Annotated in this window: 22 protein-coding genes; 13 read left to right on the top strand and 9 right to left on the bottom strand. The window is 70.1% G+C overall.

What is annotated here, in order from left to right; genetic code table 11:
- The first annotated feature begins 69 nt into the window (after positions 1-69).
- The 5 genes from POF73_RS29770 (at position 70) to POF73_RS29750 (ending at position 5,131) form a co-directional block, all read left to right on the top strand.
- Positions 70-1,005: a cellulose-binding protein gene (locus tag POF73_RS29770; protein ID WP_126395108.1), complete on the top strand. Its 936-nt coding sequence runs from the start codon at positions 70-72 to the stop codon at positions 1,003-1,005.
- 86 nt (positions 1,006-1,091) lie between these two features.
- Entirely contained in the window at positions 1,092-2,063 is a 972-nt protein-coding gene (locus POF73_RS29765) for an ABC transporter ATP-binding protein (protein WP_272121625.1), read from the top strand.
- A 2-nt stretch (positions 2,064-2,065) separates the two neighbouring features.
- A complete protein-coding gene (locus POF73_RS29760; protein WP_272121624.1) occupies positions 2,066-2,836 on the top strand; it encodes an ABC transporter permease in 771 nt (256 codons plus the stop codon).
- 133 nt (positions 2,837-2,969) lie between these two features.
- On the top strand, positions 2,970-4,265 hold the full coding sequence (locus POF73_RS29755) for an ABC transporter ATP-binding protein (protein ID WP_272121622.1): 1,296 nt from the start codon (positions 2,970-2,972) through the stop codon (positions 4,263-4,265).
- On the top strand, positions 4,262-5,131 hold the full coding sequence (locus POF73_RS29750; RefSeq protein ID WP_272121620.1) for an ABC transporter permease subunit: 870 nt from the start codon (positions 4,262-4,264) through the stop codon (positions 5,129-5,131). The genes POF73_RS29755 and POF73_RS29750 overlap by 4 nt, the downstream gene beginning before the upstream one ends.
- 7 nt (positions 5,132-5,138) lie before the next feature.
- On the opposite strand, the gene POF73_RS29745 is transcribed toward POF73_RS29750, so the two are convergent.
- Entirely contained in the window at positions 5,139-5,480 is a 342-nt protein-coding gene (locus POF73_RS29745) for an ATP/GTP-binding protein (RefSeq protein ID WP_272121618.1), read from the bottom strand.
- A 224-nt stretch (positions 5,481-5,704) separates the two neighbouring features.
- Between POF73_RS29745 and POF73_RS29740 the strand changes: the two genes are divergently transcribed.
- Positions 5,705-6,733: an LLM class flavin-dependent oxidoreductase gene (locus POF73_RS29740; RefSeq protein WP_272121617.1), complete on the top strand. Its 1,029-nt coding sequence runs from the start codon at positions 5,705-5,707 to the stop codon at positions 6,731-6,733.
- A 122-nt stretch (positions 6,734-6,855) separates the two neighbouring features.
- Here the strand turns inward: POF73_RS29740 and POF73_RS29735 are convergent, their stop codons facing one another.
- Positions 6,856-7,248 carry an SCO5389 family protein gene (locus tag POF73_RS29735; RefSeq protein ID WP_272121615.1) on the bottom strand — a complete coding sequence of 131 codons (393 nt, stop codon included), beginning with the start codon at positions 7,246-7,248 and terminating at the stop codon, positions 6,856-6,858.
- A 265-nt stretch (positions 7,249-7,513) separates the two neighbouring features.
- Here POF73_RS29735 and nucS point away from each other — a divergent pair, with 265 nt between their 5' ends.
- Complete coding sequence (gene nucS / locus POF73_RS29730; protein WP_272121613.1) at positions 7,514-8,185, top strand: endonuclease NucS; 672 nt, start codon at positions 7,514-7,516, stop codon at positions 8,183-8,185.
- Between the two features lie 99 nt (positions 8,186-8,284).
- On the opposite strand, the gene POF73_RS29725 is transcribed toward nucS, so the two are convergent.
- From POF73_RS29725 to POF73_RS29710, 4 genes are all read right to left on the bottom strand, one after another.
- Positions 8,285-10,849, bottom strand: coding sequence for an ATP-binding protein (locus POF73_RS29725; RefSeq protein WP_272121611.1), 2,565 nt, complete (start codon positions 10,847-10,849; stop codon positions 8,285-8,287).
- 263 nt (positions 10,850-11,112) lie between these two features.
- Entirely contained in the window at positions 11,113-11,436 is a 324-nt protein-coding gene (locus POF73_RS29720) for an STAS domain-containing protein (protein ID WP_019760944.1), read from the bottom strand.
- Positions 11,437-11,629: 193 nt separating this feature from the next.
- The gene (locus POF73_RS29715) at positions 11,630-12,478 is read right to left on the bottom strand and encodes a 3-hydroxyacyl-CoA dehydrogenase family protein (RefSeq protein WP_272121607.1); all 849 of its coding nucleotides are present in this window, start codon (positions 12,476-12,478) and stop codon (positions 11,630-11,632) included.
- Positions 12,479-12,614: 136 nt separating this feature from the next.
- Positions 12,615-13,256 carry a TetR/AcrR family transcriptional regulator gene (locus POF73_RS29710; protein ID WP_272121605.1) on the bottom strand — a complete coding sequence of 214 codons (642 nt, stop codon included), beginning with the start codon at positions 13,254-13,256 and terminating at the stop codon, positions 12,615-12,617.
- A 79-nt stretch (positions 13,257-13,335) separates the two neighbouring features.
- On the opposite strand from POF73_RS29710, the gene POF73_RS29705 reads away from it, so the two are divergent.
- The 3 genes from POF73_RS29705 to POF73_RS29695 are packed head-to-tail and all read left to right on the top strand — an operon-like array spanning position 13,336 to position 15,464.
- Positions 13,336-14,118 (top strand): ABC transporter ATP-binding protein, encoded by a 783-nt coding sequence (locus POF73_RS29705; RefSeq protein WP_272121603.1) that lies wholly within the window; start codon positions 13,336-13,338, stop codon positions 14,116-14,118.
- A 10-nt stretch (positions 14,119-14,128) separates the two neighbouring features.
- Positions 14,129-14,878, top strand: coding sequence for an ABC transporter permease (locus POF73_RS29700; protein WP_272121601.1), 750 nt, complete (start codon positions 14,129-14,131; stop codon positions 14,876-14,878).
- Positions 14,879-14,891: 13 nt separating this feature from the next.
- Positions 14,892-15,464, top strand: coding sequence for a cob(I)yrinic acid a,c-diamide adenosyltransferase (locus POF73_RS29695; RefSeq protein WP_272121599.1), 573 nt, complete (start codon positions 14,892-14,894; stop codon positions 15,462-15,464).
- Positions 15,465-15,466: 2 nt separating this feature from the next.
- Here the strand turns inward: POF73_RS29695 and POF73_RS29690 are convergent, their stop codons facing one another.
- Both POF73_RS29690 and POF73_RS29685 read right to left on the bottom strand, forming a co-directional pair.
- Positions 15,467-15,664, bottom strand: a complete 198-nt coding sequence (locus POF73_RS29690) for a DUF5708 family protein (protein ID WP_272121597.1) — start codon at positions 15,662-15,664, stop codon at positions 15,467-15,469.
- Positions 15,661-16,254 (bottom strand): hypothetical protein, encoded by a 594-nt coding sequence (locus POF73_RS29685; protein ID WP_272121595.1) that lies wholly within the window; start codon positions 16,252-16,254, stop codon positions 15,661-15,663. The genes POF73_RS29690 and POF73_RS29685 overlap by 4 nt, the downstream gene beginning before the upstream one ends.
- Before the next feature lie 175 nt (positions 16,255-16,429).
- Between POF73_RS29685 and POF73_RS29680 the strand changes: the two genes are divergently transcribed.
- From POF73_RS29680 to POF73_RS29670, 3 genes are all read left to right on the top strand, one after another.
- A complete protein-coding gene (locus tag POF73_RS29680) occupies positions 16,430-17,608 on the top strand; it encodes a sensor histidine kinase (protein ID WP_272121593.1) in 1,179 nt (392 codons plus the stop codon).
- A 13-nt stretch (positions 17,609-17,621) separates the two neighbouring features.
- Positions 17,622-18,263, top strand: a complete 642-nt coding sequence (locus POF73_RS29675) for a response regulator (protein WP_272121591.1) — start codon at positions 17,622-17,624, stop codon at positions 18,261-18,263.
- A gap of 156 nt (positions 18,264-18,419) precedes the next feature.
- Positions 18,420-20,246 carry a glycoside hydrolase family 18 chitinase gene (locus tag POF73_RS29670; protein ID WP_272121588.1) on the top strand — a complete coding sequence of 609 codons (1,827 nt, stop codon included), beginning with the start codon at positions 18,420-18,422 and terminating at the stop codon, positions 20,244-20,246.
- 24 nt (positions 20,247-20,270) lie between these two features.
- On the opposite strand, the gene POF73_RS29665 is transcribed toward POF73_RS29670, so the two are convergent.
- Complete coding sequence (locus POF73_RS29665) at positions 20,271-20,717, bottom strand: DUF2550 domain-containing protein (protein WP_062709764.1); 447 nt, start codon at positions 20,715-20,717, stop codon at positions 20,271-20,273.
- Positions 20,718-20,785 lie beyond the last annotated feature (68 nt).

The raw sequence follows: 20,785 nt of genomic DNA, 5'->3' as shown, positions 1-20,785 counted from the left end.
CGATGACACACCGCTTCGGCCCCTAGGATTCCACTTATCACCTCACCGGTCTCATTCGACAGGAACCCCATGAGCGACACTTCCCCCTACGGCTTCGAGCTAGTGCGGCGTGGGTACGACCGCGCTCAGGTGGACGAACGGATCTCCAAGCTCGTCTCCGACCGTGACAGCGCTCTCGCCCGCATCACCGCTCTGGAAAAGCGCATCGAGGAGCTCCATCTCGAAACGCAGAACGCCCAGGCCCAGGTAACCGACGCAGAGCCGTCGTATGCCGGTCTCGGCGCGCGTGTCGAGAAGATCCTCCGCCTCGCCGAGGAAGAGGCCAAGGATCTGCGCGAGGAGGCCCGCCGCGCCGCCGAGCAGCACCGCGAGCTCGCCGAGTCGGCGGCCCAGCAGGTCCGCAACGACGCAGAATCGTTCGCTGCGGAGCGCAAGGCCAAGGCCGAGGACGAGGGCGTTCGCATCGTCGAGAAGGCCAAGAGCGACGCCTCCCAGCTGCGTGCTGAGGCGCAGAAGGACGCGCAGTCCAAGCGCGAGGAGGCCGACGCCCTCTTCGAGGAGACCCGCGCCAAGGCCGCGCAGGCCGCCGCCGACTTCGAGACGAACCTCGCCAAGCGCCGCGAGCAGTCCGAGCGCGACCTGGCGTCCCGTCAGGCCAAGGCCGAGAAGCGTCTGGCCGAGATCGAGCACCGCGCGGAGCAGCTGCGCCTGGAGGCCGAGAAGCTGCGCACCGACGCCGAGCGCCGTGCCCGTCAGACGGTGGAGACGGCTCAGCGCCAGGCCGAGGACATCGTGGCCGACGCCAACGCCAAGGCCGACCGGATCCGTTCGGAATCCGAGCGCGAGCTCGCGGCTCTCACCAACCGCCGCGACAGCATCAACGCTCAGCTGACGAACGTCCGCGAGATGCTGGCGACCCTCACGGGTGCCGCGGTGGCCGCCGCCGGCACGCCGGCCGAGGACGAGCCGATCTCCCGTGGGGTGCCCGCCCAGCAGACCCGGTAACGATCCGGCGCACGTCTGCTGAATTTTGGCAAAGCCCTCTGCCACTGGGGTGGCAGAGGGCTTTGCCCCGTTTTAGCGTGGGCCGCATGATCGAGCTTGCGGGGCTGACCAAGCGGTACGGCGAGAAGGTGGCGGTCAACAACCTCACCTTCGGCGTCAGACCCGGCATGGTCACGGGCTTCCTCGGCCCCAACGGGGCGGGAAAGTCCACCACGATGCGGATGATCCTCGGCCTCGACCGCCCCACCGCCGGCGACGTCCGCATCGACGGCAAGCACTACGACCAGCTCAAGGACCCGCTGACGTACATCGGCGGCCTGCTTGAGGCCAAGGCCTGGCACGGCGGGCGCAGCGCCTACAACCACCTGCTGTGTCTCGCGCAGAGCAACGGCATTCCGCGGCGGCGGGTGCGCGAGGTACTGGAGACGGTGGGGCTCACGGCGGTCGCGCGGAAGAAGACCAAGGGCTTCTCGATGGGCATGGGCCAGCGGCTCGGCATCGCCGCCGCGCTGCTCGGCGACCCGCGGATCCTGATGTTCGACGAGCCGGTCAACGGGCTCGACCCCGAGGGCATCCACTGGATCCGCAACCTGATGAAATCTCTTGCCGCGCAGGGCCGTACGGTCTTCGTCTCCTCGCATCTGATGAGCGAGATGGCCCTGACCGCCGACCACCTCGTCGTCATCGGACAGGGCCGGTTGCTCGCCGACACGACCATGGCCGACTTCATCGAGCGGAACTCGAAGTCGTACGTCCGGATCCGTACCCCGCAGCGGGAGCGGCTGCTCGACGTGCTGCACGCGGCGGGGATCACGGCCGTGGAGACGGGCAACGGCAGGCTGGAGGTCGACGGCGGCAAGGCGGAGCAGATCGGGGAGCTGGCGGCGCGGCACGGGGTCGTGCTGCATGAGCTGAGCCCGCAACAGGCGTCGCTGGAGGAGGCGTTCATGCAGCTGACCGCGGAGTCGGTGGAGTATCACGCGCACGCCGAGGCACAGTCGCCCACCCAGCCGCCCACCGGGCAACAGCCGTGGGGCGACGGCTGGAGGAGGAGCTGAACATGGCAGCCACCCAGGTCATCCACTCCGAATGGACCAAGATCAGGTCCGTCGCCTCCACCGTGTGGACACTGTCGCTCGCCGTGGTGGTCACCATCGCGCTCGGGATCCTGATCTCGGCCCTGTCGAAGAACGAGTTCGACAACATGGACCGGCGGGACCAGCTGTCCTTCGATCCGACGTTCATCAGCTTCGCCGGGATGAGCCTCGGTCAGCTGGCGATGATCGTGTTCGGGGTGCTGGTCGTGTCGAACGAGTACAGCACCGGCATGATCCGCAGCTCGCTGGCCGCTGTTCCGCAGCGCGGCACCTTCCTGTTCAGCAAGATCGCGGTGGCCACCGGTCTCGCGCTCGTGGTCGGCGTGGCCACCAGCTTCGTCACCTTCTTCCTCGGGCAGGCGATGCTCGGCGAGCACAAGGCGCAGATCGGCGACCCGGGTGTGCTGCGGGCGGTGATCGGCGGTGGGCTCTACATGACTCTGATCGCGATGTTCTCGATGGGCGTCGCCGCGATGCTGCGCTCACCGATGCTGTCGCTGGGCATCCTGATGCCGTTCTTCTTCCTGGTCTCCAACATCCTCGGCAACGTCTCGGCCACCGAGAAGATCGGCCGGTATCTGCCGGACCAGGCCGGCAGCAAGATCATGCAGGTGGTGACGCCGGTCGACGACGACACCCCGTACGGCCCCTGGGGCGGGCTCGGCATCATGGCCCTCTGGGTGCTCGCGGCGATCGCCGGCGGTTACCTGACGCTCAGGAAACGGGACGCGTAGTGAGGGGCCCGAGAGGGGTGCCGGTGCGAGTTTTTACTCGGCCTTGAGTGGAACCGTCAGCGCCTCGGTATCCTCCTAACCCTTACGGGGGGCGTATGCCCTGCTGTCCTGATCCTTTCGATGGGTGCGGAGCATGATCGAAGCAGTCGGCCTGACCAAGCGCTATGGCGACAAGACCGCTGTGTACAACCTTTCCTTCCAGGTGCGGCCCGGTTCCGTGACCGGCTTCCTGGGCCCCAACGGCTCGGGCAAGTCGACGACGATGCGGATGATCCTCGGACTGGACAACCCGACCGCGGGGCACGTCACCATCGGCGGTTACCCCTACCGGAGGCTGCCCAACGCCCCCCGCCAGGTCGGCGCACTGCTCGACGCCAAGGCGGTGCACGGCGGCCGCGCGGCCCGCAACCATCTGCTGAGCCTGGCCCAGCTGTCCGGCATCCCGTCCCGCCGGGTGGACGAGGTGCTCGGCGTGGTCGGTCTGCAGGACGTGGCCAGGAAGCGCTCCAAGGGCTTCTCGCTCGGCATGGGCCAGCGGCTCGGCATCGCCGCCGCGCTGCTCGGCGACCCCCAGGTGCTGCTGTTCGACGAGCCGGTCAACGGCCTCGACCCCGAGGGCATCCTCTGGGTGCGGAACCTGATGAAGTCACTGGCGGCCGAGGGCCGTACGGTCTTCGTCTCCTCGCACCTCATGAGCGAGATGGCGCTGACCGCCGACCACCTCATCGTCATCGGACGCGGTCAGCTGCTCGCCGACATGAGCGTCAAGGACTTCATCGCCGCGAACTCCGCCGGCTTCGCCCGGGTCCGCACGCCCGACACCGAGCCGCAGCTGCGCGAGAAGCTGGCCGGCGCGCTCACCGAGGCGGGCGGCCATGTGCTGCCCGAGCAGGACGGCGCGCTGCGGGTGACGGGGTTGCCGCTCCCCCGCATCAGCGACATCGCGCACGACTCCGACGTACGGCTGTGGGAGCTGTCCCCGCACCAGGCCTCGCTGGAGGAGGCGTACATGCGGATGACGCAGGGCGCCGTCGACTACCGCTCGACCATCGACCAGAAGGAAGGGCTGCAGCAGCCGCTGCCGCCCGGCGCGCAGCCGCCGATGCCGGTGCCGGGTCAGGGCCAGCCCGGCTGGTACGCCCCGCCGCCGCCCGAGCAGGGCGGGCAGCCGTTCGCCGCGCCGGGCCAGGCGCCCGCCGGTCCGTACGGCGCGCCCGGTGCCACTCCGGGCGCGGGTGCCGCCAACCCGTACGCCCAGCAGGCGCCCCAGATGCCGCCGAGCCAGGCTCCGGGACAGCCCGCCGGGCCGTCGGCCGTCGCGCCGCCCGCGCCTCAGCAGGCGCCCGCACAGCCGCCCGTGGCCCCGGCGCCGCCCGCCGCCGCCCCGTCCGCCCCTGTCTCCACGACCAAGCCCGAGGACGCCCGATGAGCACGCCCCAGCCCCCGATGCCGCAGAGCGCCGCACCGAACTGGCAGGCGGCGCCCGGCCCCTCGTACCCCACCTACACCTCGCCGATCCCCGTGGTGCGCACGCATCTCGGGCACGCGCTCGCCTCGGAGTGGACGAAGATCCGGTCGGTGCGCTCCACGATGTGGACGCTCGGCGTGTTCGTGCTGCTCGTCGTCGGCATCGGCCTCGCGGCCGCCGCACTGGTCTCCGCCAACGCCGGGGATGAGGGCCTGGGCGGCGAGAGCCCGCTGGGCCTCGGCTTCTTCGGGCTGCTGCTCGGCAGCATGTGCATCATCACGCTGGGCGTGCTGACCACGGCCTCGGAGTACGGCACCGGCATGATCCGGACCACGATGACCGCGTGCCCGAGCCGCAGCCGGGTGCTGCTGGCGAAGTCGATCGTGTTCTTCTCGGTCGCCTTCGTCGTGACGCTGGCGTCCGCTCTCCTCGTCGCCCTCGCGGACGTGGCCCTGGTGGACGCGCGTGAGCCCACCGGCTCGGAGTGGCTGAAGGGCACGGTCGGCATCTCGCTCTACATCGCGCTGCTCGGCCTGCTCTCGCTCGTCGTCGGCTCGATCATCCGGCACTCGGCGGGCGCGATCACGATCATGATCGGTCTGCTGCTGGCCCCGCTGGTCATCGCACTGTTCATGTTCTCGGAGTCGCTCAAGGACCTCCAGCAGGCCCTGTTCGAGTACTCCATCCCGAACCAGCTCAGCGTCTTCTACGCGCAGTCCCTCTCCCGGTCCGGCCCGTCCGGCTGGGACCCGCTGTGGATCATGCTCGCCATCACGGCCGCCGCGTTCGCCGGCGCCTACTTCCTGCTGGAGAAGCGGGACGTGTAGCCCTGGTTCAGAACCTCGGCGCGTTACGGGACCGCTGCACCCGCGTGGTGCGGCGGTCCTTCGCGTTCCAGCACGCCTTGTGCCAGTGGCGGCGGTCGTCAACGCCCCCGTGGTCCGGCCAGGCGACGACGTGCGGGACGCCGTCCGGGATCATCTGGTCGCAGCCCGGGCAGCGGTACGCCTTGCCCTGCGCGCTCGCCCCGGCCACATGCCGTACGTTCCAGTCCTCGCCACCCCAGCTCTCGGAGGACTGCCAGCCGCCGTAACGGCCGGAACGGTCGTCCTCGGCGCCACCTCCGGACGAGGCGGCGCCCTTGGGGCCGTTGGGTCGGTTACGACGCGGGGACACGGAACACCTCACGGGGTTATACAGGATGCACGGGTCATGTCCAGCCTACGCGGCGCGGACAGGGGTAGCCGTACGGGACCAACCCCCACAAGTCCCTCACCCCAATGATCCATTCTGCAGACAATCCGCAAATCTCTTCGCCAGGCCGTGTCCTGGGCACGTGTCAGACGGTTATGCCGGGTGTGGGGGAGCTCCGCGTCGGAGCCAAGGAAGCAGGAAGAGCGATGCGCGTAGGAAGTTTCGTGTTGGCGGCCCGGTTCCCGGGGCAGGGCGACGGGGAGGCGCTGCACCGCGCGGTCCGGTCGGCCGAGGTCGCCGAGGAGGCGGGGCTCGACACCGTCTGGCTGGCCGAGCACCACTTCGTGCCGTACGGCACCTGTCCGTCCGCGATCACCCTGGCCGCGTTACTGCTGGGCCGCACCAGCCGGCTGCGGGTCGGCACGGCGGTCACCGTGCTGCCTACCGCCCACCCGGTGGCCGTCGGCGAACAGGCCGCGCTGCTGCACATCACCTCCGGCGGGCGGTTCTCGCTGGGTGTGGGGCGCGGGGGGCCGTGGGTCGATCTGGAGGTGTTCGGGCAGGGCCTGAAGGCGTACGAGGAGGGGTTCCCGGAATCACTCGATCTGTTGCTGAGCTGGCTGCGCCAACCCTCGGTCGCGGCCACCGGCGAGCGGTTCGACTTCCGTGAAGTCCCCGTCGTACCAAAGCCGTCGGAGTGCCTCACGGACGCCGAGGGGCCCGAGGTCGTCGTCGCCTGTACATCGCCGCACAGCGTGCGGCTGGCGGCCGAGCGCGGGCTGCCGATGCTGCTCGGGATGCATGTGGGCGACGAGGAGAAGGCCGAGATGGTCGCCCTGTGGCGGGAGCACGCCCGCGCGGCCGGGCGGCCGGCGGACGAGATCCGGGGCGCGGCCCATGTGTCGGCCGGCGTCTGCCAGATCGCGGACCGGCGCACGGACGCGGTCGAGTCCCTGACGAAGGCGATGCCGGGCTGGCTCCGACAGGGCCTGGAGGCCCATGTCACCGTGGACGGCCGCCACCGTGTGATGCGCGACCCGCTCGCCTACACGGAACTGCTCTGCGGGCTGCACCCGGTGGGCACCCCTCGCCTGTGCGCCGACCGCCTGGCGGCGACCAGCGAACGGACCGGCATCTCCCGCTTCGCCCTGCTCGTCGAGGGCTCGGGCGACCTGGCGGCCACCGAGGAGAACGTACGGCGCCTGGGCGCCGAAGTGCTGCCGCACCTCGGCTGAACCGGCCCACCGCGCATGGATCGCTGCTTCATGGCCGAACACCCGGGCCGCCGGAAGGGCTTGCCGCCCCACTACTGAATGCACCTCCCGCGTAAGGAGCGGCAAGCAAGCGACTCACGGCGTCAGCAGTCCCTGAACTCCGGGGACTGGTTCAGCACCTGACTGCGGACCGAGGTGAAGCGGGCATGCGTCTCGTCGACCGAGGCGTCGAGCGGGAACACCGCTACCCGGTGGCAGTTCTGGAAGGCCAGTCGCACCCCGAAGTGCCGCTGCAGCGCGCCGCGTATCGCGTCACTGGCAAGCGCACGCAGCAACTGGCCACGTGCCTGCTCGTCCGGCGGGGGCGTCTGGTTGTCGGCGAACGAGCCGCCGTCGACCTTCAGCTGGGCCACCAGGGAGCTGACCATCTCCCACGCATAGGGCAGGGAGGTCCGGACGCAGTCGACGAAGGCGGCTTCGTCGACCTCGCCTCGCTCGGCCTGTTCGAGTAGGGCCGGTGAGACGTCGAGCGACATGGGTTCTCCTCTCGCACCCCCGGAACATCAGGGGTTGCCGGACAGATAAGGGAGTTCGCGATACCGGACACTCTGCGTACACGCCTCGCGACCTCCCGTTTAATACGGTAGGCAACAGACGGTGACGGCACCAGGAGAATGGGTACATGGACGGTTCTCGTTAGGCACACAATCGGCCAGAAATGAACAGGGGCAGTCCGGGGTCATACGGACTCCCCTGGGGCGAATCGCGTCCACCGGGACCCGTCGAGTAGCGTTGCCGACCATGCGTCTCGTCATTGCCCGATGCTCCGTCGACTACGCGGGCCGGCTCACCGCCCACCTGCCCTCGGCGCCCCGTCTGATCCTGGTCAAGGCGGACGGCAGCGTCTCGATCCACGCCGACGACCGGGCCTACAAGCCCCTGAACTGGATGTCGCCGCCGTGCACCCTGAAGGAGGGTGACGGCGAGCAGCAGGACGTCTGGACGGTCACCAACAAAGCGGGCGAGAAGCTGATCATCACAATGGAGGAGGTCCTCCATGACTCCTCGCACGAACTCGGCGTGGATCCTGGCCTGATCAAGGACGGCGTGGAAGCGCACCTCCAGGAGCTCCTCGCCGACCGCATCGAAACGCTCGGCGAGGGCTACACGCTCATCCGGCGCGAGTACATGACGGCCATCGGGCCGGTGGACATCCTGTGCCGGGACGCCGAGGGCCAGACGGTCGCGGTCGAGATCAAGCGGCGCGGCGAGATCGACGGTGTCGAGCAGCTCACCCGCTACCTGGACCTACTGAACCGCGATCCCCATCTCGCGCCGGTGCGGGGCATCTTCGCGGCCCAGGAGATCAAGCCCCAGGCCCGGGTCCTCGCGACGGACCGGGGTATCGGGTGCCAGGTTCTGGACTATGACGCGATGCGAGGGATCGAGGACGACAAACTGCGGCTGTTCTGACGCGCAGTTCTTGATCATTGCTGCCAATTCCTGGCAGTTCCACGACGGTGAGGGCCGGGTCCGAAAAGCGGACCCGGCCCTCTTGTCCTGATTGGTGCGTCAGATCACCGAGTCCGAGTCCGTGCTCGGCGTGCCCGCGTCGGTGGACGTCGGCGCGCCGGCGGAACTGGTGGTCACCGACGGGCTGGACGGGACCGGGCCACTGGCCGAGGTCGAGCTGGTCGGAGTGTTCGTCGGCGGGGTCGTCGGGTCGTCCGTCGGCGGCGTGGTCGGATCCGTCGGGTCATCGGTCGGATCCGTCGGGTCGTCCGTCGGCGGCGTGGTCGGCGGCTTGGTCGGGGACGACGGCGGCTTCGTGGGCGAGGACGGCGGCTTCGTCGGGGAGTGCGTCGGGCTGCCGCCCGACCCCTGTGTGCCGCTCGGGTCGTCCGACGGCTCCGTGGAACCGTCCGTCGGCGTCGGGTCGTCCGACGTGCCGAGGGTGCCGTCGGGGCCCGGATCCGTCGGCCGGCTGGTCGCCGTACCGGTGTCGCCGGGCTTCTCGTCGTCGCCCTCCGCCTTGTCGGCGCCGAGGCTGTCGTCGCCGATGCCCTGGCTGGCAGACGGGTTGACGCCGACCTGGGTGGACGGGGTGTCCGGGTCGTTGTCCGAGGTCGCGCCGAGTGTCACCACCGTGCCGAGAACGGCCACGAGCAGCGCGCCCGCGCCGGCCGCGACGAGGTTGCGCCGGGCGAACTGCCGGACACCGCCCCGGCCCTTGTGCGAGGCCGCCGGTGACGACGGCGCGGACGCCTGGTGCGTGACCAGCGTCGTGCTGTCCCCGACGGGCGGGAAGGCGGTCGGCACTCCGCCGGGCGGCGACTGCGACTCCTCGTACCGTGCGTCCGGGACCTCCTCCCCCGCCGTGGCGGCGAACGCGGCCACCCCCGGCGTCGTACCGGAACGGTCCGAGACCAGTGCGAGGGCGCGGCGGCCCGCGACGGTGCCGCGCTTGTCGGAGAGGGCGCCGCGCAGCCCGACGGAGGTCTCCAGCTCGGTGCGGGCCCGGTCCAGCCGGCCCTCGCAGAGCGCGAGGATGCCCAACTCGTGGTGGAAGTAGGCCTGCTCGGAGACCTCACCGGCGAGGCGGGCCGCCTCCGCTCCCGCCCGCAGCGCCCGCTCCCAGGCGCTCCAGTGCAGCCCCGCGGCGAAGGCGGGCGCGGCGGTGTGCCCCAGCCGCACGGCGGGGCTCTCCTCGTCCTCGCCCGGCGGTGTGGTGCCGGGCACCAGTACGCCCAGCGCGGCGAGCACGGCGTCCGCCTCGGCGCACACGCGCTCCGGCGTGACCGAGGGGTGGCCGGCCCACCAGGTGTAGTGCTGGGCGGCGGTGAGCGCGTTGTCCTGGATGTCCTCGCCGTATCCGGCGGCCTCCAGCTGGGCCTGCACACCGGCGGCGAGGCGGTAGCGGGAGCCGACCGGTGAGACCAGCCCGCAGTCGGCCAGCTCGCCGAGGGCGGCGTCCGCGTGGGTGTCGCCGACCAGCGCGGGCAGATGCGCCTGGTGCGGCACCTCGCCGCCGAGCGCGACGGCGAACCTCAGGGTGGTGCGGGCGGAGGCGCTGAGCCGCGAGGCGAGCAGCGGCGCCGGTCCTGCCGCCTCACCGAGCGACGGCAGCGGCACCTCCTCGGCGCCGGTATCGCCCGCGAAGGGCGTGTCGAAGGGAGCGTCGGCCGGCGCCGCGTCCTGGAGGACGCCGTACTCGTCGACGGCGTCCGTGCCGGCCCGCATCCGGTCCCGCTGCCGCAGCAGCGCCCCGGCCTGGACGAACCGCAGCGGCAGGCCCTCCGACTCGAACCAGAGGTCGCCCGCCCAGTTCAGCTCGTCCTCGGTGAGGACGCGGCCGACGCCGCGCTCCAGGAGCTCCACGCTCGCGGCTCGGTCGAGGCCGCCGAGGACGACGTCCTCGATGCCGGACTCGGTGGACGGCGCGGGCACATCGGGCGTGGCGCCGATCACGAAGGCGCACTCGGGTGTCGCCTCCAGCAACTCGTCCAGCGCGGCGCCGCCGAACTCGATGTCGTCCAGGACGACGACCGCGCCGATCTCACGGACGAGGGTGAGCAGTTCGTCCTGGTCCGGGCGGTGCAGGGGTGCGCTGTGGACGGCGTGGAAGAGGTCGTACAGCAGGTCGGCGGGTCCGCGGTGGAAACCGGTGAGGCGGACCACGCCGTCGGGGGCGAGGTCCGCGCAGTCATCGGCGACGAGGTCGAGGAGGCTGGTGCGACCGGCGCCCGGGGAGCCGACGAGACGTACGGAGCGGCCGCGGGCGAGCTTCCGGACCAGCTGCTCACGCTCGTCCTGGCGGGCGAGCAGGTGCGGTGCGGAACGGGTCGGGCCGGGCGGGACGGGCGGTTTGGCGGCGCGGTCGGCCTCGGCGCGCGCGGCCGGGGTCAGCTTCTCGGGGCGCGCGGGACGCTCCGCCGGCGGGCAGATCTCGATCTCGCTGCCGTCGACGGGGTTGACCGTGAGCAGGAAGTCGCCCGAGACCAGTTGCACGGTGCGGGCGAGAGCGGGCGAGTGCTGTCCGAAATCAGTCGTGAGGGGATCCCTGGGCGGGCGCTGACGCGACGACTGAGCGCCGGCGTCATGGCCGTACTCCTCGGGTCCCCGGGTGTTCGGGTCCATAGGTTCAAGCCCCCCAAAAGCGTCGTGTGCCGAAGCCAAGCCCCTCCCGGCCTTGCTGCACACCGCGCTGTCGCTTCTGGTCCGGGCCCGCTCGCAAAGGGGTTTGTCTAGTGGGCGGGCAGCCGAACCCTAAACCTTCGCACAGTATCTACGACAGCTCGGGGTACCGCGCCGTCCGAGACATCACAGTCTCGTGAGGATTGTGCTTGACGTGCGGTTCGCAGCCGGAACGCCCTACCGTCCCGTCCCACCCGTGCCGGGTGTCACACCCGGGGCAGTGACTCCACCCCGATGCCGCCCTCGATCGCCAGGATCCGGTGCAGCCGGGTGGCCACCAGCAGGCGCTGCATCTGCGGCGGTACACCGCGCAGCACCAGGCGCCGGCCGCAACGGCCGGCCCTCCGGTGGGCTCCCATGATCACCCCGAGTCCGGTGGCGTCCCAGAACTCCAGCTCGGACAGGTCGAGCACCAGATCGCCGACTCCGTCGTCGACGGCCGAGTGCAGGACCGTACGGGCGTCCGCCGCGCTGCGGACGTCGAGGCGCCCCCCGACGACCAGTTCGGCATGGTCGCCCCTGATGTGCATATGCGCTCCCCAAGCGTGCGTCGTGCTCGCGATGAGTTGTCCGTGCCTGTGTCTGCTATGAGTCTTCGCTGTGGCTGGTGATGCAACCTCTGACTGCGTTGAGCGGTCAGAGGTTGCCGTCTGTAAGCGAACCGATACCGAATTCACCCCATCGCGTGACGCGCTCAGGGGCTGTGCGGTGATTTACGAAAGCTCAGTAGCTGTAAAAGCCTTGCCCGCTCTTGCGGCCGATGTCACCCGCGTCCACCATCCGGCGCATCAGCTCCGGCGGGGCGAACTTCTCGTCCTGGGACTCGGTGTAGATGTTGCTGGTGGCGTGCAGCAGGATGTCGACGCCGGTGAGGTCGGCCGTGGCGAGGGGGCCCATGGCGTGACCGAAGCCCAGCTTGCAGGCGAGGTCGATGTCCTCGGCGGTGGCGACGCCCGACTCGTAGAGCTTGGTGGCCTCGACGACGAGCGCCGAGATCAGCCGGGTGGTGACGAAGCCGGCGACGTCACGGTTGACGACGATGCAGGTCTTGCCGACGGACTCGGCGAACTCCCGCGCGGTGGCGAGGGCTTCGTCGCTCGTCTTGTAACCGCGGACGAGCTCGACGAGCTGCATCATCGGCACCGGCGAGAAGAAGTGCACGCCGACGACCCGCTCCGGGTGCTCGGTGGCCGCCGCGATCTTGGTGATCGGGATGGCGGAGGTGTTGGACGCGAGCACGGCGTCCTCGCGCACGATCTTGTCGAGCGCGCGGAAGATCTCGTGCTTGACCTCCAGCTTCTCGAAGACGGCCTCGACGACGACGTCCGCGTCCGCGACGGCGTCCAGGTCGGTGGTCGCGGTGATGCGGGCGAGCGCGGCGTCGGCGTCGTGCGCCTCCAGCCTGCCCTTGCTGACGAACTTGTCGTACGAGGCCTTGATGCCGTCGGTGCCACGCTTGAGCGCTTCGTCGGTGACGTCCCGCAGGACGACGTCCCATCCCGCCTGAGCGGAGACCTGGGCGATCCCGGAACCCATCAAGCCGGCGCCGATGACGGCAAGCTTCCGTGCCACTGTTGCGACTCCCCTTTGAAACGCCTTACACCCTGTTTACGTTGCTCTTCGGCGGACCTTAGCGGGAGTGAGGCACTGTGTGACCGGTTAGTAACGCGAGTCACGTCTCATCTGACGGACATCACACCGGCAGGGGTCATTGCGCGGCTCGGACGGCGTAGTTGAGCACCTTCTCGCTCAACAGCTCCTCGATGTCGTCGATGAGTACCAGCACCTCACGGGACACTTCGCCCGGATTGCGGCCCTTGAGCATCTCGCGGCCGACGGTGACGAAGACGGTCTGGTGGGTCCAGGCGATCTGACCGGCGATCAGCCCCGGCAGCGGGTCGCCGGCGGCGGCGGCGGTCTCCTCGCGCAGGGTGGCTTCGAGGTGGTCGTGGATCTCCTGCTGGAGGCTCCACAGCCGGGAGCGCAGCGGCGGCGCCTCGTGGATGACGCGCATGAACCGGTCGTACCCCGCCATGAGGCCGAGCCGGGGCGAGACCGCCTCGGTCTCGCGGCGCAGTTCGCGCAGCACGGCCCGGGCGGCCGACTCCCCCGCGTCGCGGGCGCGCACCCAGCGGGAGAGCTGCTCCACGACACCGGCGGAGCGGTCGAAGAAGAGGTCCTCCTTCGCCGGGAAGTAGTTGTAGACGGTGTTCACGGACACGTCGGCGGCTTCCGCCACTTCGGCGATGGTCACCGTCACGAAGCCGTGCTCCAGGAACAGGCCCGTGGCGATGTCCGAGATCCGCTGCCTCGTCTCGCGCTTCTTCCGTTCCCTGAGCCCCTCAGCCATGACCTCATCCTAGCTTCGATGGGTTCGCTGAAACTTTGGGGTCATTGCAAAATTTAAGAGACTCTGTTTTTCTGGGGCCATGCCAATCATCAGTACGGCCGGACTGGCCCGTACCTTCCAGACCAAGCTCGGCCCGGTGGAGGCCGTGCGCGGCATCGACCTGACCGTGCGCGAGGGCGAGATCCTCGGCTTCCTGGGCCCCAACGGGGCGGGCAAGACGACGACCCTGCGGATGCTGACAACCCTGCTGCCGCCCACCGGGGGCGCGGCCACCGTGGCGGGCCGCGATCTCGCGACCGACCCCGCCGGGGTGCGGCGGGCCTGCGGTTACGTGGCCCAGTCGGGCGGGGTCGACCCGCAGATCAGCGTGCGGGAGGAACTGGTCACCCAGGGCCGCCTGTACCGCCTGACGAAGGCCCAGGCCGCCGAGCGCGCCGAGGAGCTGGCCCGCGACCTGGGCCTGACCGACCTCCTCGACCGCAAGGCGGGCGCGCTCTCCGGCGGCCAGCGGCGCCGCCTCGACATCGCGATGGCGCTCACCCACCGCCCGAAGGTGCTGTTCCTCGACGAGCCGACGACGGGACTGGACCCCGGCAGCCGGGCCGACCTCTGGGACCTGATCCGGCGGCTGCGCGACGAGCACGGCACCACCGTGTTCCTGACCACCCACCACCTCGACGAGGCGGACGCTCTCTCCGACCGCCTGGTCGTCGTCGACAAGGGCGTGGTCGTCGCCGAGGGCACCCCGACCGCGCTGAAGCTGCGGTACGGCGGCTCGATCGACGCCTCGCTGCAGGACGCCTTCCTCGCCATCACCGGCCGCGGCCCCGCCCCGGCCGACGCCGCCCCCGTAGCCGTATAGGACTCCTCGGATGCTGATGCACGACACGGCCCTCATCTACGGCCGTTACCTCCGCCAGTCACTCCGCTCCCGCTTCGCCCTGCTCTTCGGGGTGCTGATGCCGCTGCTGTACCTGCTGTTCTTCGGCCCGCTGCTGACCGACCTGCCGCTCGGTGGGCAGGGCAGTTCCTGGCAGGTCCTGGTGCCGGGGCTGCTGCTGCAACTCGGCTTGTTCGGGGCGTCGTTCGCCGGTTTCTCGATCATCATCGAGAACAGCCAGGGGGTGGTGGAGCGGATGCGGGTGACGCCGGTCAGCCGGCTCGCCCTGCTGCTGGGCCGGGTGCTGCGGGACGCCACCGTGTTCGTCTTCCAGGCGGTGCTGCTGGTGCTGGCGGCGCTCGCGATGGGGCTGCGGGCTCCCCTGCCCGGCGTGCTGATCGGCTTCGCGTTCGTCGCGCTGCTGACGGTCTCGCTGGCCTCGCTGTCGTACGCGCTGGCCATGAAGGTCCGCACCCCGCAGGAGTTCGGGCCGGCGATCAACGCCATGACGATGCCGATGATGCTGCTGTCCGGTCTGATGCTGCCGATGACGCTGGGGCCGACGTGGCTGGACGTCCTGTCGCACTTCGTGCCGTTCCGCTATCTGGTGGACGCGGTGCGGGACGCGTACGTCGGCTCGTACACGACGGGACACATGCTCTACGGCGCGCTGGTCGCCGTCGGCTTCGCCGTGCTGGCCGTGACCGTGGGCACACGCGTGTTCCGAACCGCCGGAGCGTAATTACGCTGGCCTCATGGTCAATCTGACGCGCATCTACACGAAGACCGGCGACAAGGGCACCACCGCCCTCGGTGACATGAGCCGGGTCGCCAAGACCGATCTGCGGATCTCGGCGTACGCGGACACCAACGAGGCGAACGCCGTGATCGGCACCGCGATCGCCCTGGGCGGTCTGGACGAGGAGATCGTCAAGGTCCTCACCCGGGTACAGAACGACCTGTTCGACGTGGGTGCGGACCTGTCGACGCCGGTGATGGAGAACCCGGAGTTCCCGCCGCTGCGGGTCGAGCAGTTCTACGTCGACAAGCTGGAGGCCGACTGCGACCACTACAACGAGCAGTTGGAGAAGCTCCGCTCCTTCATCCTCCCCGGCGGCACCCCGGGCGCGGCCCTCCTCCACCAGGCCTGCACGGTCGTACGCCGGGCCGAGCGCTCGACGTGGGCGGCGATGGAGGTGCACGGCGAGTCCATGAACCCCCTCACCGCCACGTACCTCAACCGGCTGTCGGACCTGCTGTTCATTCTCGCCAGGACGGCGAACAAGTCCGAGGGCGACGTCCTCTGGGTCCCGGGCGGCGAGCGCTGAGGTCAGCGGGGGCCGGCCGGCTCGCGGAGCGTCCGGTACAGGCCCTCCGCGACGAGAAGGCCGCCGATGCACGTCACCACCAGGCCGACCTTCGTCAGGGTGACGATCGGGACCTCCACGTCCTCGGTGAACAGCCACAGCGGCAGACCGACCAGGACGTGGACGGTCCCCTCCAGCAGGTGCTTCCTCGCCTTGGTCATCGCCGGACGCCTTCCTTCTCCTGCGCCCCGGCCGGCCGCTGCTCCCCCTCGGCGCCGTCGGGAGCCTTCTTCGGCCAGATCCAGTAGCCCAGGGCGATCAGGCCGTAGATGCCGACCGTACGGATCGCCACCCACTGGAAGGCGCGCAGGGAGCTGATGTCGCCGGAGTCGCCGACGTACCAGACGGCGAGTTGGAGCAGGGCCAGTGCCACCGCTCCGCCGTACACCGCCTTCAGCCACAGCCGGGCCTCGTGGCGGGCGCGGGCGCGGCCGTAGCGCGGGGGCTTCGGCGGGGGCGGTGCGCCGCCCAGGCGATGGGCCGCGTGGCCGTCCAGCCAGCGGATCGTGTAGTGGCCGAAGGCCACGGTGTAGCCGATGTACAGCGCCGCCACACCGTGCTCCCAGCCGGGCTCCGCGCCGTTCTTCAGGTCGATCGCCGTGGCGACGAACAGGACCAGCTCCAGCAACGGCTCGCACAGCAGCAGCACCACGCTCGTGCGGCGCCACTTCAGCAGGTAGCGGACGGCCAGCCCCAGCGCCAGCAGCACCCAGAAGCCCACCTCGCAGGCGATGATGAGGGCGACGATCACGACTTGCTCCCTTCGGTCACCCTCCAAGGCTCCCGTCGGAACCGGCCGCTTTCGTCGTCGGCGGTGACGAACTCGCCGTACATCGAAGGATTCAGCGGCGGTACATCGAAAGATGCAGTCCAGGACCCTTCCCCGGAATCAGGTGTCGCCCGCGGCCACCGTGTTGGATGGAGTCATGGCCCTCTCCCGCCCGCACCGCTTCGACGTGCACATCGCCCTCTGCGGGCTGTTCGGTGGGCTGCTACTGGTGAGCATCGGCCTGGCCACGCGGCCCGCCAAGGATCCGATCACGCTCTTCGACGGCCCCTGGCCGATCCTGGTGCTCCTCACCGTGACGGCAGGCTGCGAGCTGATGCGCCGGGCGGCACCCCGCACGGCCCTGATGGTCAGCACGCCCGCGGTCTGCCTGGACGTCCTCACCCAGGGCAACCTGGCCACGGTCCTGATGTTCACCGACATCATGTACGCGGCCGTGCTGTACGGCCCGCTCGCCTCGGCCCGCCGTATCCAGTGGATCACCGGTCTGCTCACGGTGGCCGGGACGCTGGTGCCGTTCGCGGTGTGGCGCGTCCCGGAGGCGCTGCTGGTCGGCGCGGTCGTCGGCATCGTGGCGTACGCGCCCGCCGCCACCGGATGGATCGTCCGCAACCACCGCGACGCCGCCGAGGCCGCCCGGCTGCGCGCCGAGCAGACCGCGCTGCTGGCCGAGAAGGACCGCACCCAGGCCGTCACCTCGGAACGCGCCCGCATGGCACGCGAGTTGCACGACATGGTCGCCAACCACCTCTCCGCGATCGCCATCCACTCCACGGCCGCGCTCTCCCTCGACGACCCGAAGACCTCCAGGGAGGCGCTCTCGGTCATCCGCGAGAACAGCGTCGAGGGGCTCGCCGAGATGCGCCGGCTCATCGGCATCCTGCGCGACTCCAGCGGTGACACCGAGCCGGTCGCCGCGCCCACGCTCGACGGGCTCGGCGCCCTGGTCGACGGCGCCCGCACCAACGGCCTCGACGTCACCCTCGACGCCGCCCACGGCACCGTCCCCGCGCCGGTCGAGCTCGCCGCCTACCGCATCGTCCAGGAGTCGCTGACCAACGCCCTCAAGCACGCCTCCCCCGGCCGGGTCACGGTCGCGCTGGCCCGGCGGGACGGCTCCCTCGCCGTGACCGTGACCAGCCCCTTCGGCGGCAGCAACGGGCCCCGCGCACCGGGCTCGGGCGCCGGTCTCGTCGGGATGCAGGAGCGGGTCGCACTGGTCGGCGGTGACTTCGAAGCGGGCCCCGAGGACTCCGCCCACGGCAAGATGTGGATCGTACGCGCCGCACTTCCGGTGAGCGAGGAAGACAGAGAGTGAAGGGAGACGGGGCATGATCCGCGTCCTGGTCGCCGAGGACCAGTCCGCCGTCCGGGCCGGTCTGGTCCTCATCCTGCGCAGCGCGCCCGACATCGAGGTGGTGGGTGAGGCGGCGGACGGAGAGCAGGCCGTGGCCATGGCCCGCGAGCTGCGGCCCGACCTGGTGCTGATGGACGTTCAGATGCCGCGTCTGGACGGGGTGTCGGCGACCCGGCAGGTGGTCGCCGAGCAGCTGGCCGACGTGCTGGTGCTGACCACCTTCGACCTCGACGAGTACGTGTTCGGGGCGCTGCGGGCGGGGGCCGCGGGGTTCCTGCTGAAGAACACGGAGGCGAAGGAACTGATCGAGGCGGTGCGGACGGTGGGGCGCGGCGAGGGCCTGATCGCCCCGGCCGTCACCCGGCGCCTGATCGCAGAGTTCGGCGCGAGGCCCGCCCGGGAGCCCAGGGCCGACCCGTCCGTCCTGGACTGCCTCACCCGCCGCGAACGCGAGGTGCTGTCCTGCCTCGGGGAGGGCCTGTCGAACGCAGACATCGCGACCCGGCTCGATATGGCCGAGGCGACGGTGAAGACGCACGTCAGCCGCCTGCTGGGGAAGCTGGAACTGCGGAGCCGGGTCCAAGCGGCCGTACTGGCGCAGGAGTTGGGGATCTAGCGGGCCGGGCGAAGGCGGAGTCCGGGAGCCCGAAGGGATATTGGTCCAGACCTATTGACCGCTGGTCCAGACCTTTCTATTCTCACCGCACCATGAATGGGCGTGAGGCTCAGTCATGCCCCACAACTCCCCAACTCCCCACCAAGGAGGCGCGATATGCGCTTCAGACACAGAGCCGCGGCAGGATTCGCGACCCTGTTGCTCCCGCTGGCCGGTCTCGTCGGCCTCGCGAGCCCCGCCGAGGCGGCGACGTCCGCCACCGCCACCTACAGCAAGACGCAGGACTGGGGGTCCGGCTTCGAGGGCAAGTGGACGGTGAAGAACACCGGCACCACCGCCCTCAGCTCCTGGACCGTCGAGTGGGACTTCCCCTCCGGCACCTCCGTCACCTCCGCCTGGGACGCCGACGTCACCTCCTCCGGCACCCACTGGACCGCCAAGAACAAGTCCTGGAACGGCACCCTCGCCCCCGGCGCCACCGTCTCCTTCGGCTTCAACGGCACCGGCTCCGGCTCCCCCACGGGCTGCAAGCTGAACGGCGGCAGCTGCGACGGCGGCAGCGTCCCCGGTGACAACCCGCCGTCGGCACCCGGCACCCCCACCGCCTCCGACATCACCAATACCTCGGCGAAGCTGAGCTGGTCCGCCGCCACCGACGACAACGGCGTCAAGAACTACGACGTCCTGCGCGACGGCGCCAAGGTCGCCACCGTGACGACCACGTCGTACACCGACACCGGCCTCACCGCCGGCACCGACTACTCCTACACCGTCCAGGCCCGCGACACCGCCGACCAGACCGGCCCGGTCAGCGGCGCCCGCGCGGTGCGCACCACCGGCGGCACCACGGAACCGCCGCCCACCACCGGTGACAAGGTCAAGCTCGGCTACTTCACCGAGTGGGGCGTCTACGGCCGCAACTACCACGTCAAGAACCTGGTGACGTCGGGCTCCGCGTCGAAGATCACGCACATCAACTACGCGTTCGGCAACGTCAAGAACGGCCAGTGCACCGTCGACGACACCTACGCCGCCTACGACAAGGCCTACACCGCCGACCAGTCCGTCAGCGGCACCGCCGACACCTGGGACCAGCCGCTGCGCGGCAACTTCAACCAGCTGCGCCAGCTGAAGGCGAAGTACCCGAACATCAAGGTGCTGTACTCGTTCGGCGGCTGGACCTACTCCGGCGGCTTCGGCCAGGCCGCCGCCAACCCGGCCGCGTTCGCCAAGTCCTGCAAGGCCGTCGTGGAGGACCCGCGCTGGGCCGACGTCTTCGACGGCATCGACATCGACTGGGAGTACCCGAACGCCTGCGGCCTGACCTGCGACACCTCCGGCGCGGCGGCCTTCAAGAACCTCACGCAGGCACTGCGTGCCGAGTTCGGCTCGAACTACCTGATCACCGCCGCCATCACCGCCGACGCCTCCTCCGGCGGCAAGATCGACGCGGCCGACTACGGCGGCGCCGCACAGTACCTCGACTGGTACAACGTGATGACGTACGACTACTTCGGCGCCTGGGACAAGACCGGCCCGACCGCCCCGCACTCACCGCTCACGTCGTACTCCGGCATCCCGAAGGAGGGCTTCAACTCCGCCGCCGCCATAGCGAAGCTCAAGGGCAAGGGCGTCCCGGCCGGCAAGCTGCTGCTCGGCATCGGTTTCTACGGCCGCGGCTGGACCGGCGTCACCCAGTCCGCCCCGGGCGGCACGGCCACGGGCCCGGCGACCGGCACCTATGAGGCGGGCATCGAGGACTACAAGGTCCTCAAGAACTCCTGCCCCGCCACCGGCACCGTCGCGGGCACCGCGTACGCGCACTGCGGCAGCAACTGGTGGTCGTACGACACACCGTCGACGATCGCCGGGAAGATGACCTGGGCCAAGAACCAGGGCCTCGGCGGCGCGTTCTTCTGGGAGTTCAGCGGCGACAGCAGCAACGGCGAGCTGGTGAGCGCCATCAACAGCGGACTGTCGTAAGGGGGTTACGGCTCTCTCCAAGAGCTAAGCGACATTGACGCGCTGACCGGGCGGGGCTGCTTCGAGCCACGCGAGGAAACCGGTCAGCGCGTCTTCGCTCATGGCGAGTTCAAGACGCGTGCCCCGGTGCAGACAGGTGAGGATCACCGCGTCGGAGAGCAGCGCCAGCTCCTCCTCGCCGTCGGGGACCCGGCGGCCGGCCACCTCGATGGCGGAGCGCTCCAGGATGCGGCGCGGGCGGTAGGCGTAGGAGAAGACGCGGTACCACTCGATGCGGTCGCCGTTGTAGCGGGCGACGCCGTAGGACCAGCCCTTGCCGCTGGTGTCGGGTTTCTCCGGCACGTCCCAGCGCAGGGAACAGTCGAAGGTGCCGCCGGAGCGCTGGATGAGTCTGCGGCGCAGACCGAAGACGAACAGCCCCAGCACCACGAGGGCGACAACGATTCCGCACACAGTCAGAGCGAGGACCATCGACACCGACCTCCTCGTCTCCTAGGTAACGGAACGGAAAAAACTTCCATATCTGCCTCAGCCGCGAC

This window comes from Streptomyces sp. HD (genome assembly GCF_028369295.1).
Taxonomy (GTDB): Bacteria; Actinomycetota; Actinomycetes; order Streptomycetales; family Streptomycetaceae; genus Streptomyces.
This window is presented reverse-complemented; position numbering and strand designations above follow the sequence as displayed.

Excerpts from the sequence above, each read along its gene's own strand:
- POF73_RS29770 (WP_126395108.1), top strand. The coding sequence starts at position 70 with ATGAGCGACACTTCCCCCTACGGCTTCGAGCTAGTGCGGCGTGGGTAC.
- POF73_RS29765 (WP_272121625.1), top strand. The coding sequence starts at position 1,092 with ATGATCGAGCTTGCGGGGCTGACCAAGCGGTACGGCGAGAAGGTGGCG.
- POF73_RS29760 (WP_272121624.1), top strand. The coding sequence starts at position 2,066 with ATGGCAGCCACCCAGGTCATCCACTCCGAATGGACCAAGATCAGGTCC.
- POF73_RS29755 (WP_272121622.1), top strand. The coding sequence starts at position 2,970 with ATGATCGAAGCAGTCGGCCTGACCAAGCGCTATGGCGACAAGACCGCT.
- POF73_RS29750 (WP_272121620.1), top strand. The coding sequence starts at position 4,262 with ATGAGCACGCCCCAGCCCCCGATGCCGCAGAGCGCCGCACCGAACTGG.
- POF73_RS29740 (WP_272121617.1), top strand. The coding sequence starts at position 5,705 with ATGCGCGTAGGAAGTTTCGTGTTGGCGGCCCGGTTCCCGGGGCAGGGC.
- POF73_RS29735 (WP_272121615.1), bottom strand. The coding sequence starts at position 7,248 with ATGTCGCTCGACGTCTCACCGGCCCTACTCGAACAGGCCGAGCGAGGC.
- nucS (WP_272121613.1), top strand. The coding sequence starts at position 7,514 with ATGCGTCTCGTCATTGCCCGATGCTCCGTCGACTACGCGGGCCGGCTC.
- POF73_RS29725 (WP_272121611.1), bottom strand. The coding sequence starts at position 10,849 with ATGGACCCGAACACCCGGGGACCCGAGGAGTACGGCCATGACGCCGGC.
- POF73_RS29720 (WP_019760944.1), bottom strand. The coding sequence starts at position 11,436 with ATGCACATCAGGGGCGACCATGCCGAACTGGTCGTCGGGGGGCGCCTC.
- POF73_RS29710 (WP_272121605.1), bottom strand. The coding sequence starts at position 13,256 with ATGGCTGAGGGGCTCAGGGAACGGAAGAAGCGCGAGACGAGGCAGCGG.
- POF73_RS29705 (WP_272121603.1), top strand. The coding sequence starts at position 13,336 with ATGCCAATCATCAGTACGGCCGGACTGGCCCGTACCTTCCAGACCAAG.
- POF73_RS29700 (WP_272121601.1), top strand. The coding sequence starts at position 14,129 with ATGCTGATGCACGACACGGCCCTCATCTACGGCCGTTACCTCCGCCAG.
- POF73_RS29695 (WP_272121599.1), top strand. The coding sequence starts at position 14,892 with ATGGTCAATCTGACGCGCATCTACACGAAGACCGGCGACAAGGGCACC.
- POF73_RS29690 (WP_272121597.1), bottom strand. The coding sequence starts at position 15,664 with ATGACCAAGGCGAGGAAGCACCTGCTGGAGGGGACCGTCCACGTCCTG.
- POF73_RS29680 (WP_272121593.1), top strand. The coding sequence starts at position 16,430 with ATGGCCCTCTCCCGCCCGCACCGCTTCGACGTGCACATCGCCCTCTGC.
- POF73_RS29675 (WP_272121591.1), top strand. The coding sequence starts at position 17,622 with ATGATCCGCGTCCTGGTCGCCGAGGACCAGTCCGCCGTCCGGGCCGGT.
- POF73_RS29670 (WP_272121588.1), top strand. The coding sequence starts at position 18,420 with ATGCGCTTCAGACACAGAGCCGCGGCAGGATTCGCGACCCTGTTGCTC.
- POF73_RS29665 (WP_062709764.1), bottom strand. The coding sequence starts at position 20,717 with ATGGTCCTCGCTCTGACTGTGTGCGGAATCGTTGTCGCCCTCGTGGTG.